Here is a 14,599-nt window from a genome sequence, read left to right on the forward strand (position 1 = left end):
TGCGAGGGGGTTACCCCCTCGCGCTCCCATGAATGTCTTCGTTGCGCCAAGGGTTCAGCCATAGAGCAAGGCCGCAGCGCCGCAGGCATGAAAGCCTCCGGCGGTGGGACGTTTGCGCTGCACTCTGCCTTGGCACTTCATCCGTGTCGGAAGACGTCTCGGGGGTGCAGGGGGCGTAACGCCCCCTGCTTCAAACCTTCTTCAAGCCTGCTTCTGCCTTGCAAAAAGCCGATCGATCGCGCTGCTGTCCATCGGGCGCCCGAAATAGTATCCCTGCACCCGCGTACAGCCCAGATCGCGCATCAGCGCCAGTTCCTCGGCGGTTTCCACGCCCTCGGCGATGCTGGCCATCTCCAGCCCCTGGGTCATCGCCACGATGGCCCGCACAGTGGCAAGGCTCTCCTGATGCCCGGCCAGCGCGGCTTTCACGAAGCTCCGGTCGATCTTGATCGCCGAGAAATGCAGCTTGCGCAGATAGTCCAGCGAGGCATGGCCCGAGCCGAAATCGTCGAGGCACACGCAGCAGCCCAGCGCCAGCACCCGCTCCAGCACGGCGCGGGCCCTTTCGGCATCGCCCTCGAAGATGCTCTCGGTGACCTCGATCTCCAGCCGCTGCGGCGGCAGGCCGGAGGTGGCCAGCACCTGCACCAGCCCCTCGACAAAATCCTGCGCCATCAGCTGCAACGGCGAGACATTCACCGCCACGCGCAATGGCCCTTTCCAGCGCGCCGCCTCCCGCGCGGCGGCTTTCAGCACCCATTGGCCGATGGGCACGATCAGCCCGCAGGCCTCGGCCAGCGGCACGAAGGTGTCGGGGCCGACAAGGCCGCGCTCGGGGTGCTGCCAGCGCAGCAGCGCCTCGAAGCCCACCACCCGCTCGCTCAGCAGATCGACGACAGGCTGATATTGCAGCACGAAATGCTCGTTCTGGATGGCGCAGCGCAGCGCGTTCTCCTGCACGAGGCGCTCCTGCGCATCGGCGCGCAGGTCCGCGCCATAGGCCACATGCCGCCCGCGCCCGGTCTCCTTGGAGCGGTAGAGCGCCATATCGGCATGGCGCATCAGATCCTCGACACAAGCCCCGTCGCGCGGCCCCATCGCTGAGCCCACGCTCACGCCAATCGACAGCGGATGCCCGCTCACCAGAAACGGACGCGCAAGATCGCGCAAAATCCCGCGTGCGATGTCGTCCAGCCGCGCCTCACTGGCGACGGCAGGCAGGACGACAGCAAATTCATCGCCGCCCAGACGGCCCACCATCTCCCCCGGGGCCATCAGCGCGGCGAGCCGCTGGCCCACCTGCGCCAGCAGCGCATCGCCGACAGGATGGCCCAGCGTATCGTTCACCGCCTTGAACCGGTCGAGATCGAGCATCATCAGCGCGCCCCCACCTTCGGCCAGAGCAGCAGCCAGCGTTTCCGTCAGCATCAGGCGGTTGGGCAGGCCGGTCAGCGTGTCATAGCGTGCCAGACGGGCGATACGCTCGGCGCTTTCGCGCCTTTCGGTCACGTCCGAGATCACGCCGTGAAAGCCTTCAAACGCCCCGACGCCATCGAAACGCGGCGCGCCGGACATCTCCCACCAGCGGCGGCGCTCCATCACCAGCACGCGCAGCGCCAGCCCCGCAAAACCCTCGCGATTGCCCAGCTTGCCCGCCAGTTCGATCAGCCCCGGATCGGAACCGTCCAGATCGCCCGAGCCGCTGATCAGGTGAAGCAGGCCCTGCCCCTCGATCTCGCCCGCCGAGAGGCCCAGCGCATCGGCAAAGCGCCGTCCGGCATCGCGCACCCGGTGGCGGGCATCGGTCTGCCACAGCCAGTCGGCCTCTTCCTCGGTTTCGCGCAGCAGCAGGCTGACCATCTCATCCCGCTCGGCAATATTGGCCGCCGTGATGCGCGAGGCGAGAAAGCGCTTGGCCGACTCAACCGTGCCCAGCGCGATGCAGCCCACGAACAGCGCCGCCACGCCCGCCATCGCCCCATAGCCGCCCTGCACGAAGGAGCCGATCGCCGCCCCGCCCACAATGGCCGAAAACATCAGCGTGGCCAGAGGCGTGGTCGGCAGGATCAGCGCCGAGACGGTCATCAGCGTGGCCAGCACCGTCCAGATCTCGAAATGGCTGCCCTGCGATCCCAGCGGCACGAAGAACCACAGCACGGCGGTCCAGACCAGCGCATTGGCGATGGTGGCGGCGATCTGCGTGGCAAAGGCGCCGCGCTTGTCGGCATAGCTTATAAAACCCAGCGAGGCGGCAAGACCGGCCAGCCAGCCCAGCATCGGCGCCCAGCCCAACAGCTGGAGATAAAGCGCCAGCACCACAAAAGCGCCGGGGGCCTGGGTCAGCAGCCGAATGCGCGCCACCTTGGCCTGTTGAGCCTGCTGGCTTCCGAGCAGATGGGTCGAAACGTCTCGGCCGCGCTCGGCAAGGCCCAGCACCGTTAACAGTCCCAACTCGCCGCTGCTGGCGATTGCCGCTTTGCCATTCATAGGCGGGGTATAGGCGGGCAATCCTTGGCACACCGTAAATGCCGAAGGGTTTTCGGTAAGATTCTTGAGTTAACACCAAGTAACCAAGTTACGAAAATTCAAAGGAAATGACGCGTTTTCCGCATAAGGCCGCCCATTCAGAAAAGTTAACCAAGGTGAGCGATTGACAGGCGCCCCAACCTGCCGCCTCATAAGCGCCATGCCCCATCCCGCCCCCACGCTGGTGCCTTTCGCCGAAGCGCCGCCCAGGACTTTCAACACGCTGCTCTGTGATGGCGTGACAGCACGAGGCATCGCCTCTTTCGAGGCTTTGCTCGATCTGCATGCGGCGCTTCAGGCAGAGCGGCCCGATCTTTGTGTGATCGCCACGCTCGATGATCTGGGGCAGGCCTGTTACACATCGGGCCATGGTGCCGATTATCACGGGCTGGACGATACCGCTGGCCATGATCTGACCGGGCTGGACCCGCAGGCCTATGAAAATGGCGAACACCGGGGCTATCTCAGCACGCCATCGGAATTTCCTATCCGCCTCGCCAATCTTCAGCACCTGTCAGCGGAGGTGTCCGGCGAATCCCTGAAAGGGCAACTGCCTTGCGGAGACAGCGCTGAAGGCAATGATCTGCTCAGCATCAACCGCGATCCCGACGCGGCGCTGGGCCTTGACGCGGATGATGCAGTTCTTTTCCTTTACGCCCCGGTCACATCTGCGGCGGATGCCATCGCCGCCTTTCCCAACGGCTATTTTTCATGCGATTTCAGCCCGATGCAGAACCATGCCCTCGCCCGCCATCTGGGCGAGAGCCATGGGCTGATGCTCTTCGGCATAGGCGCGCGCTTGCTGGGCTTCCGCCGCGCCGAGCCCTTGGCTGGCCCCACCGCGCGGAAACTGGCCGAGGATCTGGCCAGTCTCTACGCCGGAGCCGAAGCAGCCATGGTTGATGAACTGGCAACCATGCTGGCAGGCCGGACAAGCCTGCTGGTCCGCTACACCGAAGAGTAGGCCGGTCAGGCCGCGATCACCTCGATCGTCAGCGGCGCACCGCCTTCGGCAATGGCCAGCAGGCGGTCGATGTTGGGATGGGCGCCCGGACGGTTGCGCGCATCCTGCGTATGCTCGGCAAAGACCAGCAGGCCATGCTCGGCCGCCTGAGCATCCAAAGCGCCAAAGGCCTGTTTCAGATAGTGATACACCGCCAGCGAGCCCTGTTTGCCCGGCTGATTGGGAATGCTGTCGACAAGAGTGCCATCGTCGCTCACCAGATCGATGCGCTCCAGCCCGGTGATGGGCGGCAGGGCCTGCAGATTGTCCTTGAAACTCGCAGCGGGTTGGATCGTCACCGACATCTTTGGCATTCCTGAGTTGGTAGGGTCTGCGCCCCTAGCACCATCCCCGGCCATTCGCCATCGGTCGGGTCGTCAACAGCAGGAAGCCTGTCGAAACACCGGGCGCGATGCGGTGCCGATGACCATCATGCCGCGCCCCGCCGCCTTGGCGGCATAAAGCGCTTCATCGGCGATGGCGAAAAGCGCTCCGGCATCATAGCGATGCGGGTCCTCCACCAGCGCCATGCCCGCCGAGGCACCGAAGGCCAGACGATGGCCGCGCCAGAGGATCGGCCTCGCCAGATCGGTCAGCACCCGCGTCACGCGGCGCTCCAGCGCGAAAGGGGCCACGCTGGCATCGGTCAGCACGGCGAATTCGTCGCCGCCGATCCGCGCGACCAGCGGCGCATCGGGAAAAGCTGCGGCCAGACGGCGCGCGGCGGCTTTCAGGCAGGCATCGCCCGCCGCATGGCCGAAGTGATCGTTGACCTGCTTGAAACGGTCCAGATCGAAGAGAATCAGCGCACCGAGCGGAGCGATCGCAGGCTGGACCATCGGCGCATTCAGAAACCGCGTTTCATACACCGCGCGATTCGCCAGACCGGTGATCGGATCGTTTTCAGCCAGGCGACGCAGAGCCTCCCAGCGCTTCTTTTCCTCGGTGATGTCCTGCTTCAGGCCATAGAGATGGGTGATGCGCCCGTTCTCACGCATCACATCGGCGGTGAGGCGCATCCAGCGCTGCGTGCCATCGGCCCGCATGATCTGCGCTTCCATGGTGAAGGGGCGCGCATGGGTCAGGGCCTCGGCACGCAGCCGCTCCATCATCGCGCGTGATTCTTCGGCATAGAACTCAACGGCTTCGCGCCGGTCGAGCCGATGCTCCGGCGAAAAACCGAAAAGCTCGAAGACCGCCGGAGTCCAGCTGAGCGCGGTATCCGCCAGCTCGCAGCTCCAAGCCCCGATCCCGGCCATCGCTGTCGCCCGGGCGAGCAGCGTGTCGGCGTCGAAAGCGCCATGGGCGGTGGTGGAACCGCCCGTGGCTCTTTCCTGCGCGACATCGATAGGCCTTATCATCACCGAAATCCTAGGGATCAATCCCTAAGAATCCGTAAGGCCTGCAAGTGACCGGTGCGTTACTCCACCGTCACCGATTTGGCGAGATTGCGGGGCTGATCGACATCGGTGCCCTTCACGCAAGCCACATGATAGGCCAGCAGCTGCACCGGCACGGCATAGACCAGCGGCGCGATCAGCGGGTGGATCTTGGGCATCTCGATGGTGGCGATGCAGCCCTCACCCGCTTCGGCCAGACCCTCGGCATCGGAGATCAGCACGATCTTGCCGCCGCGCGCCCGCACCTCCTGCATGTTGCTGACGGTCTTTTCGAACAGCGGGCCGGACGGGGCCAGCACGATGACCGGCACGTTCTCGTCGATCAGCGCGATGGGGCCATGCTTCATCTCACCGGCCGCATAACCTTCGGCGTGGATATAGCTGATTTCCTTGAGCTTCAGCGCGCCTTCCAGCGCCAGCGGGAAGTCCTGACCGCGCCCCAGATAGAGCACATCGCGCGCCGGAGCGATCAGATGCGCCATAGCGGCAATCGCGTCGTCATAGGCCAGAGCCGCGTTCAGGGCGGCAGGCGTCTCGATCAGCTGATGGACGACATGGCGCTCTTCCTCGCGGCTCATACGCCCGCGCTTCACTGCCAGATGCGCGGCCAGAGCGGCCAGCACGGCCAGCTGGCAGGTAAAGGCCTTGGTGGAGGCCACGCCGATTTCCGGCCCGGCATGGGTGGGCAGCAGCAGATCGGCCTCACGCGCCATGGAGCTGGTGGGCACATTCACCACCACAGCGATGGTCTGGCCGTTTTCCTTGCAGTGGCGCAGGGCGGCCAGCGTGTCGGCGGTCTCGCCCGACTGGCTGATGAAGATGGCGAGGCCACCGGGCTCCAGCACGGGATCGCGGTAACGGAACTCGCTGGCCACATCGATGTCGACCGGCAGGCGGGCGAATTGCTCGAACCAGTATTTGGCGACCAGACCAGCGTAGAAGGAGGTGCCGCAAGCCACGATGGTCACGCGGCGGATGGCGGACAGGTCGAAATCGATCTGCGGCAGGGCCACGCTCTCGTCCACATGACGCACGTAGGAACGCAGCGTCTGGGCGACCACGGTGGGCTGCTCGTAGATTTCCTTCTGCATGAAGTGGCGGTAATTGCCCTTCTCCACAGCCGCCGCACTGGCGCCGCTGGCCACGATGGGGCGCTCGACAGGGTTGTTGTCCTTGTCGTGGATGCGGGCGCCCTCGCGGGTGATGACCACCCAGTCGCCCTCTTCCAGATAGCAGATGCGCTGCGTCAGCGGGGCCAGCGCCAGAGCGTCGGAGCCCAGATAGGTCTCACCCTCGCCATAGCCCACCACCAGCGGCGAACCGAGACGCGCGCCGATCAGCATATCGGGATATTCGCGGAAGGCGATCGCCAGAGCGAAAGCACCTCGCAGCTGGGGCAGAGCCGCAGCCACGGCTTCCTCGGGCGACAGGCCGGATTCGACCAGATCCGAAACGAGATGGGCCACCACCTCCGTATCGGTGTCGGATTCGAACGTCCGGCCCTTGGCCGTCAGCGCGTCACGCAGGGTCTTGAAGTTCTCGATGATGCCATTGTGGACCAGCCCCAGCACGCTGGTGGCATGCGGGTGAGCATTGGCCGCCGTGGGCGCGCCATGGGTGGCCCAGCGGGTATGCGCGATGCCGACATGGCCCGGCGCCGGATTGACCGCCAGCTCCTTCACCAGATTGAGCAGCTTGCCCGGCGCGCGGCGGCGCACCAGCTCGCCGTCATGCACGGTGCAGACGCCCGCCGAGTCGTAGCCGCGATATTCCATGCGGCGCAGGCCGTCGACCAGACGGTCCGCCACTTCATCCTTGCCGACGATGCCGATGATGCCACACATGCGCGCTCAATTCCCTGTTTGGTGTGCCCTGATTTATGGGCCGCGATTATAGAGGTCAGGCTTTCCGGGAGCTTAAGGGCGTTACCCCTTGTTCCCGTCCTTTTCGGCCTTTTTCTTGCGCATGATGTCGTGGAACTGGTCGGCCCAGCCCGGCTTCACCATTTGCTCGGCGCGCACCATGCGCAGCTCGCCGGGCGCCACATCGCGGCTGACGGCGCTGCCGGCTGCCACGATGGCATCGGCCCCGATCGTCACCGGAGCGATCAGCGCCGAATTCGAGCCGATGAAGGCCCGCTCACCGATGACCGTCTTGTGCTTGAAATAGCCGTTGTAGTTGCAGGTGATGGTGCCCGCGCCCAGATTGGCGCCCGCGCCCACATCGGCATCGCCCACGTAGGAGAGGTGATTGGCCTTGGCCCCCACGCCCATCACCGCATTCTTGATCTCGACGAAATTGCCGACCTTGGCCTTTTCGCGGATGTCCGCGCCGGGGCGCAGACGGGCATAGGGCCCGATATCGGCCTTGCTGGCAACCTTCGCGCCTTCCAGATGCGAGAAAGCATGGATGGTGACATGATCGGCCACGGAAACACCGGGGCCGAACACCACATTCGGCTCCACCACCACATCGCGGCCCAGCTGCGTGTCCCAGCTGAACCACACGGTTTCGGGCGCGATCAGCGTGGCACCATCGACCATCGCCTGCTTGCGGCGCCTGTCCTGCCAGAGACGCTCGGCCTGAGCCAGCTCGCCACGGCTGTTGATGCCCATCACCTCATCGGCATCATCGGTGACGGTGACGGCGCAGATCCGCCCGTCCTGATTGGCGATGTTGACGATATCGATCAGATAATATTCGCCCTGGGCATTGTCATTGCCAACGCGCGCCAGCAGGCCGAACAGATCGCGCGCCTTCACCGCCATCAGGCCGGAATTGCAGAGGCGGCAGGCGCGCTCCTCAGCCGTGGCATCCTTATGCTCGACCATTTTGAGGATGCGGCCATCCTGCGCGATCACGCGGCCATATTGCAGCGTGTCCTCGGGCTCGAAGCCCAGCACCACCACGGCGGGGGCATCGTGGGCGTTCAAACGCTCGATCATCGCCCGCATGGTTTCGCTGCGCACGAAGGGCACATCGCCATAGAGAATCAGCACATCGCCATCGAAATCCGCCAGAGCCTGCTCGGCCATCTGCACAGCATGGCCGGTGCCCAGCTGCGGCTCCTGAAGCGCAATATCCGCCCGGCCCTTCAGCGCCTTTTCCAGCTGATCGCGCCCATGGCCCGCCACCACCACGCGGCGCTGCGGATCGAGCGCCTCGGCACTGGCCAGCAGGTGATCCAGCATGGGCCTGCCCGCAATCGCGTGCAGCACCTTGTGCGTGTCACTTTTCATGCGGGTGCCCTTGCCGGCGGCAAGAACGACGATCGCCAGAGCGGATGTCACATCAGTCATAAGGGGCTCTTTGCCAGCAAAAGCTTGCGGTTTCCATACGGAGAGGGCACCCTTTGGGGCAATGACCGAAAATTCTCCCAACGCCTTGCAGCGCCCCGACTTTCCCTTCGATCTGGTGGGCTTCGACCTCGACGGCACCCTGCTCGACACCGCCCCCGATCTGGCCGAGGCGCTCAACCATGCGCTCACGCAAGCCGGGCGCCCGGCAGCCACGCGTGAGGAAACGCTGACCTTTGTCGGCGGCGGCACGCGCATGATGCTGCAGCGCGCGCTGGCGGCCACCGGCGGCCCGGTGCCGGAAGAACAGTTCGAAGCCCTGCTGCCGCAACTGGTCGATTATTACGAAGAGCATATCTCCCGCCACACAAAGCCCTATCCCGGCATGGAACCCATGCTGGAGACGCTGGCGGCGCGCGGGGTGAAGCTGGCGCTGGTCACCAACAAGCTGGAGCATCTGGCGCGCAAGCTGCTGGGCGAACTGGGGCTGACCCATCATTTCTACACCATCATCGGCGGCGACACGCTGGGCCCGGGCCGATCCAAGCCCGCGCCGGATCTGCTGCAACTGATGATCGAGCGCTCCGGTCTGACCGCCCCGCGCACGGTCTACATCGGCGACACCCATTTCGACACCAATGCCGCAAGAGCCGCAGGCCTGCCGGTGGTGGCGGTCAGCTTCGGCTTTTCGAATCTGCCGGTCGATACGCTGGGTGCCGATGCGGTGATCGACCATTTCGACGAGCTGATCCCCACGCTGGAAAGCCTGAACGCGCTGCAGGCCTAGAGCATTTTTTTGCGAAAAACCGTTCCCACTTTTTCGCACAATGCTCTGATCAGCTCTCCACCGCTTTCACCAGCCGCCGCTCGATGGGGCTGAGCACGCCGGCCAGTTCATGGCCGCGTTTCAGCACCTGTCCGCTTTCGCCGAACAGGGTCCACATGCCCTGTCGGTTGCGCAGAGCGGGGCATTTTTCGATGCGGGCCTGCGGCCGCTCGGCGGCGCGCTGAAAGGCGCTGAAGCTGGCGGCATCCTTGTCGAAATTCATCGCATAGTCGCGCCACAAACCCGCAGCGACCATCCGCCCGTAAAGATCGAGAATCTTCGTCAGCTCCAGCCGGTCAAAGCCGACCTGCTGCGCCGGGCGCGGAAAGGGAACAACTGTCGGCCCGGAAGGACCGGGCGCGCTGCCGGGCTCAGCCACTTACCCCTGCGTCCCGTCGCGCGGAGCATCGGGTGAACGCTCGACCGCCAGCGCGGCAATCTGCGCGCGCAGAGAGGCCAGTTCATCCTCCAGCGCCTCGATGCGGCTGACCGCAGGCTCCGCATCCGAGCAAGGCTCGCGGCAGGGCGTGCCATAGGGGATGAAATCGCGCGACCATGTTTCCGCCGCCACCAGCGTGGAACGGGCCTTCACGCCGACCATCGTCGCGCCCTCGGGCACATCCTCGGTCACCACGGCATTGGCGCCCACGCGAGCGCGGTTGCCCACGGTGATCGGGCCCAGAATTTGCGCGCCGGAACCGATGATGCAATTGTCTTCCAGCGTCGGGTGACGCTTGCCGCCCACCCCATTGGCCGGATTGGTGCCGCCCAGCGTAACACATTGATAGATCGTCACATTGTCGCCGATCAGGCTGGTCTCGCCGATCACGGTAAAGCCGTGATCGATGAACAGATGCCGCCCGATGGTGGCGCCGGGATGGATATCGATGGCGGTCAGAAAGCGGGCGAAATGGTTCACCGCGCGGGCCAGAAAATAGAACTGGCGGCGGAACAGCCCATGCGCCACGCGATGCAGCGCCAGCGCCCAGAAGCCGGGATAGAGCAGCACCTCCCAGCGCGAGCGCGGTGCCGGATCGCGCGCCACCACGGAATCGATATAGGCCAACAGACGCCGGATCATGCGTAGCTTATCCCATGTCGCCGCGCCCGGCACAAGCATCCCGCCTTTAAGCGGCGCCCGCCGAACCCGACACCTCCTCCAGAGCCTCGCGCCAGATCGACATGCCCGGCGCAGCTTTGCGCTCCAGACTGAGCCTGTCGATGATGGCCACCAGCGTTTCGGCGTTGAGATGGGAACGCTCGGCGCGGCTTGCAAGGTAATGGCAGCCCTCGGGCGAGAGCGGCAGGGCGCGCGCCTCGGCATGAAGGGCGATCAGCTCTTCCAGCATGATGTCATCGGGCTCGCCGATGTCGAGACGCAGCGCGGCGCGCAGACGCGTCCCCAGATCGGGCAGACTCACCTCCCAGGCGCGGCCATCGGGCGGCGTCGTGGCGGTGAGCAGCAGCGGCGTGCCCGCCTCCTGAGCGCGATTCCAGCGGTGGAACAGCGCGGTTTCGTCCATGCGATCGGCATCGTCCACCGCCTCGCCCACGCCGCTTTCGGCGAACCAGCGGGCCAGCAGGCTCTTGCCGCTGCGCGCCGGGCCGAAGAGGATGGCGGTGCGGAAAGGCCAGTTGTCGGCCTGCTGACACGCCTCGATCACGGTCAGATTGGCGGGGCCCACCACGATACGCGACGGCGTATCACGGCCCGGCATATCGAGCGGGAGAGCAATTTGTGCAGTCATAAGAGTTCCTTAGCGGTGGATGCGCAGGGTGTTACCCGCCACGCTCACCTGCCAGCCGCGCGAACGCAGCGCAGCGGCGAGTTCCGCCGCCGTTCCATTGAATGTAACCCGCATCACGGATGTGCCGCCGATGGCGATGCTGGTGGTGGCCGCGCCCTCGACACCCTTGGTGCCGCGCACCCCGCCCAGCGCCGCATCAACCGCCCCGGCGTCGGGGGAGGCAAACTGCACCGACAAAGCGGCTGCAGCAGCGGTAGGCTTGGGCTCGGGCGTGGGTGACGGGCTCGGCTGAGGCTGCGCTGCCAGCGCATCGGCCTCGGCACGGGCGCGGGCGGCGGCCTGCTCGGCCTCGGCAGCTTCGCCAGTGCGAATCAGCTGGGCCAGACCCGGATCGATCACCGGATGATCGACATTGAGCGTAGGATCGGAGCGCAGCTGCCCGCTGGTCATCGCCTGCGTGTAGATCTGATCGAAGCGCAGCACAGCCTGATTGAGCATGCCCGGCACCTGCCCCTCGTCCTGAACGGAGAGGGTGAAACTGTCGACCAGCGTGTTGTCCGGGCCGATGCGCGCGGTAAAGGTGCCCTTCACCGGGCCGCCGGGCCATTGCCGCTCCAGCCGCGCCTCGGCGATCAGCACATTGCTGGCGCCGAACCGGTCGAGCAGGGCGCGCCACCAGATGCGGCTGCGGCGACCGGGCTGGCCAGCCGTCAGCAGCAGCGAATCGCTGCCGGAACCTTGCGGGCGGATATAGTCGATGGCGCTGGCGCCGGTGTGATACTCGGCCCAGGCCTTTTGCCAGATGCCGCGCACCTCATAGACCTGCCCCACGCCACCGGAATACAGCACCGGCACCACCAGCATCGGCGCCGAGCGCATGCCACCCGAAGGCCCATGCCCGGCGAGGAAACCGCTGGCCTTGCCGCGATCGAAGACGATGCCCAGCGTGGCGCGATAGCGATGCGGGCCGATCTGCTCGCTCTCCACCACCACGGCGGAAACCAGATTGCCGATGGCATCGGCGCCCATCTCGGGGCCGCCCGCCTTGGCCCAGGCCTGCTTATAGGCCTCATGCCAACCGGCCTGACGCGCCTCCTGAGCGGTCTTGCCCGGCACATCGACCTGAACGCCGTTGATCTCGATATCGCCGGTGGTGACGACCGGGGCGATGCCGCGATCCCCCTCGATCTGGGCGATCAGCCGCGAGGGACCGAAAGCCGCGATTCCCCCGGCCAGCGCCAGAACGCCTGCCCCGGCCAGCACCATGCGCGGACGCGCGCGCACTATACGGCGCAGCGGTTCGAGCAAGGCTTCTCGGGGTAAAAGGGTCTGCATCGGGCCTTCAATCGTCAAAAAGCTGTGAGCCTATTGGCGTAACCCCCATGGAAATCCAAGCCGGAAAGCGCTAGGCGGCGCGCGAAAGCTGTTCACTACTCAATTTTCGGCGCATCTTTAGCGTCGTTTCTGGAAAGCCGAGAAGCCGCCATGACCGACGACAACAAGACGCCCACCAGCTACACCTATGAACATTCCGGCGTGTCGATCGCCGCTGGCAATGCGCTGGTGAAGGCCATTGGCCCGCTGGCCAAATCGACGGCCCGCCCCGGTGCCGACGCCGATCTGGGCGGCTTCGGCGGCTTCTTCGATCTCAAGGCCGCTGGCTACAAGGACCCGTTGCTGGTGGCGGGCAACGACGGCGTGGGCACCAAGGTGAAGCTGGCCATCGATCATGACCGCCATGACCGCATCGGCGAGGATCTGGTCGCCATGTGCGTCAACGATCTGATCGTGCAGGGCGCCGAGCCGCTGTTCTTCCTCGACTATTTCGCCACCGGCAAGCTGGAGAATGGCGTGGCCGAGCGTGTCGTCGCGGGCATTGCCGAGGGCTGCAAGCTGGCAGGCTGCGCGCTGATCGGCGGCGAAACGGCGGAAATGCCCGGCATGTATGCCGCTGGCGATTACGATCTGGCGGGCTTCTGCGTCGGCGCCGTCGAGCGCGGCGAGCAACTCACCGGTGACCGCGTGGCCGAGGGCGATGTGCTGCTGGGTCTGGCCTCGTCGGGCGTGCATTCCAACGGTTACTCGCTGGTGCGCCGCCTCGCCGCCGACAAGGGCTGGAAGCTGGACCGCCCCGCCCTCTTCGATGCCGACCGCCTGCTGATCGACTATCTGATCGAGCCGACTCGCATCTATGTGAAGACGCTGCTGCCCTTCATCCGTGCGGGCCGCATCCATGCCCTCGCCCACATCACCGGCGGCGGCCTGCTTGAGAACGTGCCCCGCGTGTTGCCCGCTCACCTCCATGCCCGGATCGATGCCGGTGCCTGGGAGCAGAGCCGCCTGATGGCCTTCCTGCAGGCCCAAGGCAACATCGAGCCCGAGGAAATGGCCCGCACCTTCAACTGCGGCGTGGGCATGGTGCTGGCTGTGGCCGCCGATGAGGCCGAGCAGCTGGCCAAGGATCTGACCGAGGCTGGCGAGACCGTCTACACCATCGGCGCCATCGAGGCCGGTCAGCGCGGCTGCACCGTTTTCGGCGCTGACGAAGTGTGGTCCGCGCGCGAGGCATGGACCGCCACGCACAATGCCTGATCCGATCCGCCAGCCTGCCGCCCCCAAGGCCAGGGTGGCGGTGCTGATCTCGGGCTCGGGCACCAATATGGCCGCGCTGCTCTATGCCAGCCGCGCGGAGGATTGCCCCTATGAGATCGTGCTGGTGGCCAGCAACAAGCCCGAGGCGGGCGGCCTTGCGCTGGCCGCCGCCGAGGGCGTGCCGACCTTCGCCCTGCCTCACAAGGGCATGAGCCGCGCCGAGCATGACGCCGCCATGGATACCGCCCTGCGCGAAGCGGGCGCGGCCTATGTGGCGCTGGCCGGTTACATGCGCATCCTCACGGATGATTTCGTGCGCAGCTGGGAGGGGCGGATGCTCAACATCCATCCCTCGCTGCTGCCCGCCTACAAGGGCCTGCACACCCACCAGCGCGCCATCGATGCGGGCGACAGCCATGGCGGCGTCAGCGTCCATCTTGTGACGCCGGAACTGGATGACGGCCCCGTGCTGGGCCAGACCCGCGTGGCGATCCTGCCCGGCGATACGGCGGAAACACTGGCCGGGCGCGTGCTGTTCGCCGAGCATCAGCTTTATGCCCGCTGCCTTGCCGCATGGGTCACGCGCGAAAAATCGCCCGAATGGCTGACCGAGCAGGTGCGCGAAAAGGCCCTCGCCCTGCCCGAGGCCGATGAGACCAACAGCCATGGCATGGCCTGTTTCGGCATCGTGAAGGGCAAGAAGTTCGCCTATGTCGCCAACAATCATCACGCCGGGGGCCATGTCGCCCTGCTGGTGAAGATCAGCGGCGCCGACGAGCAGGCCTCCCTGATCGAGCAGGACGATGAGCGCTACTTCCGTCCTGCCTATTTCGGCGACAACTGGATCGGCATCCGCCTCGATCTGGGCGACACCGATTGGGACAGCATTGCCGACTGGCTGGCGCGCAGCTGGCGTTCGGTGGCGCCGCGTAAGCTGGTCCATCTGATGGATGTGGCTGATCAGTTTTAAGGGAAGAAGGGAAGATGCGAGGGTGGAGTCTTCGCTGGTCGCATTTCTCAAGTGAAATGCTCCGGGCCCTCGCGCTCCCATTCCGTCTCCCGACGCAACCGCAGTAGCAACCGACCCGAGCGCCACACCTCTCTACCTGCTCCATTAAATCATCCGCCAAGCCGGGCTTTATGCGCGACGAAAGCACCCTGTTCATCTGGCAGCAATCTTGGCAAAGGCACCAGTCAGGCCATAACCG

General features: G+C 65.5%; 13 protein-coding genes. 4 read left to right on the forward strand and 9 right to left on the reverse strand.

The window, feature by feature from the left end; translation table 11 throughout:
• Positions 1 to 201: 201 nt before the first annotated feature.
• A complete protein-coding gene (locus HGK27_RS10755; RefSeq protein ID WP_206240526.1) occupies positions 202 to 2,451 on the reverse strand; it encodes a putative bifunctional diguanylate cyclase/phosphodiesterase in 2,250 nt (749 codons plus the stop codon).
• Positions 2,452 to 2,686: 235 nt separating this feature from the next.
• Here HGK27_RS10755 and HGK27_RS10760 point away from each other — a divergent pair, with 235 nt between their 5' ends.
• Positions 2,687 to 3,490: a hypothetical protein gene (locus tag HGK27_RS10760; RefSeq protein ID WP_206240527.1), complete on the forward strand. Its 804-nt coding sequence runs from the start codon at positions 2,687 to 2,689 to the stop codon at positions 3,488 to 3,490.
• Between the two features lie 5 nt (positions 3,491 to 3,495).
• On the opposite strand, the gene HGK27_RS10765 is transcribed toward HGK27_RS10760, so the two are convergent.
• From HGK27_RS10765 to glmU, 4 genes are all read right to left on the reverse strand, one after another.
• Positions 3,496 to 3,834 carry a DUF2322 family protein gene (locus HGK27_RS10765; protein ID WP_206240528.1) on the reverse strand — a complete coding sequence of 113 codons (339 nt, stop codon included), beginning with the start codon at positions 3,832 to 3,834 and terminating at the stop codon, positions 3,496 to 3,498.
• A 72-nt stretch (positions 3,835 to 3,906) separates the two neighbouring features.
• Positions 3,907 to 4,890: a GGDEF domain-containing protein gene (locus tag HGK27_RS10770; protein ID WP_206240529.1), complete on the reverse strand. Its 984-nt coding sequence runs from the start codon at positions 4,888 to 4,890 to the stop codon at positions 3,907 to 3,909.
• Positions 4,891 to 4,949: 59 nt separating this feature from the next.
• The gene (gene glmS, locus HGK27_RS10775; protein WP_206240530.1) at positions 4,950 to 6,773 is read right to left on the reverse strand and encodes a glutamine--fructose-6-phosphate transaminase (isomerizing); all 1,824 of its coding nucleotides are present in this window, start codon (positions 6,771 to 6,773) and stop codon (positions 4,950 to 4,952) included.
• 81 nt (positions 6,774 to 6,854) lie between these two features.
• The gene (gene glmU / locus HGK27_RS10780; protein ID WP_206240531.1) at positions 6,855 to 8,228 is read right to left on the reverse strand and encodes a bifunctional UDP-N-acetylglucosamine diphosphorylase/glucosamine-1-phosphate N-acetyltransferase GlmU; all 1,374 of its coding nucleotides are present in this window, start codon (positions 8,226 to 8,228) and stop codon (positions 6,855 to 6,857) included.
• Between the two features lie 61 nt (positions 8,229 to 8,289).
• Here glmU and gph point away from each other — a divergent pair, with 61 nt between their 5' ends.
• Positions 8,290 to 9,012, forward strand: coding sequence for a phosphoglycolate phosphatase (gph, locus tag HGK27_RS10785; RefSeq protein ID WP_206240532.1), 723 nt, complete (start codon positions 8,290 to 8,292; stop codon positions 9,010 to 9,012).
• 49 nt (positions 9,013 to 9,061) lie between these two features.
• Here gph and HGK27_RS10790 read toward each other — a convergent pair whose 3' ends face one another.
• Genes HGK27_RS10790 through HGK27_RS10805 form a run of 4 tightly spaced genes read right to left on the reverse strand, consistent with a single transcriptional unit; the run spans position 9,062 to position 12,134 of the window.
• Positions 9,062 to 9,430, reverse strand: coding sequence for a DUF2794 domain-containing protein (locus tag HGK27_RS10790; RefSeq protein WP_206240533.1), 369 nt, complete (start codon positions 9,428 to 9,430; stop codon positions 9,062 to 9,064).
• Positions 9,431 to 10,132, reverse strand: a complete 702-nt coding sequence (gene epsC / locus HGK27_RS10795) for a serine O-acetyltransferase EpsC (protein WP_206240534.1) — start codon at positions 10,130 to 10,132, stop codon at positions 9,431 to 9,433.
• Between the two features lie 46 nt (positions 10,133 to 10,178).
• The gene (locus tag HGK27_RS10800) at positions 10,179 to 10,799 is read right to left on the reverse strand and encodes a P-loop NTPase family protein (protein ID WP_206240535.1); all 621 of its coding nucleotides are present in this window, start codon (positions 10,797 to 10,799) and stop codon (positions 10,179 to 10,181) included.
• 9 nt (positions 10,800 to 10,808) lie between these two features.
• Complete coding sequence (locus HGK27_RS10805) at positions 10,809 to 12,134, reverse strand: heavy-metal-associated domain-containing protein (protein ID WP_241127026.1); 1,326 nt, start codon at positions 12,132 to 12,134, stop codon at positions 10,809 to 10,811.
• A gap of 150 nt (positions 12,135 to 12,284) precedes the next feature.
• Between HGK27_RS10805 and purM the strand changes: the two genes are divergently transcribed.
• On the forward strand, positions 12,285 to 13,391 hold the full coding sequence (gene purM, locus HGK27_RS10810; RefSeq protein WP_206240536.1) for a phosphoribosylformylglycinamidine cyclo-ligase: 1,107 nt from the start codon (positions 12,285 to 12,287) through the stop codon (positions 13,389 to 13,391).
• On the forward strand, positions 13,384 to 14,361 hold the full coding sequence (purN, locus tag HGK27_RS10815) for a phosphoribosylglycinamide formyltransferase (protein ID WP_206240537.1): 978 nt from the start codon (positions 13,384 to 13,386) through the stop codon (positions 14,359 to 14,361). Before purM ends, purN begins: the two co-directional genes overlap by 8 nt.
• The last annotated feature ends 238 nt before the right edge of the window (positions 14,362 to 14,599 follow it).

The organism is Novosphingobium terrae (genome assembly GCF_017163935.1).
Taxonomy (GTDB): Bacteria; Pseudomonadota; Alphaproteobacteria; order Sphingomonadales; family Sphingomonadaceae; genus Novosphingobium; species Novosphingobium terrae.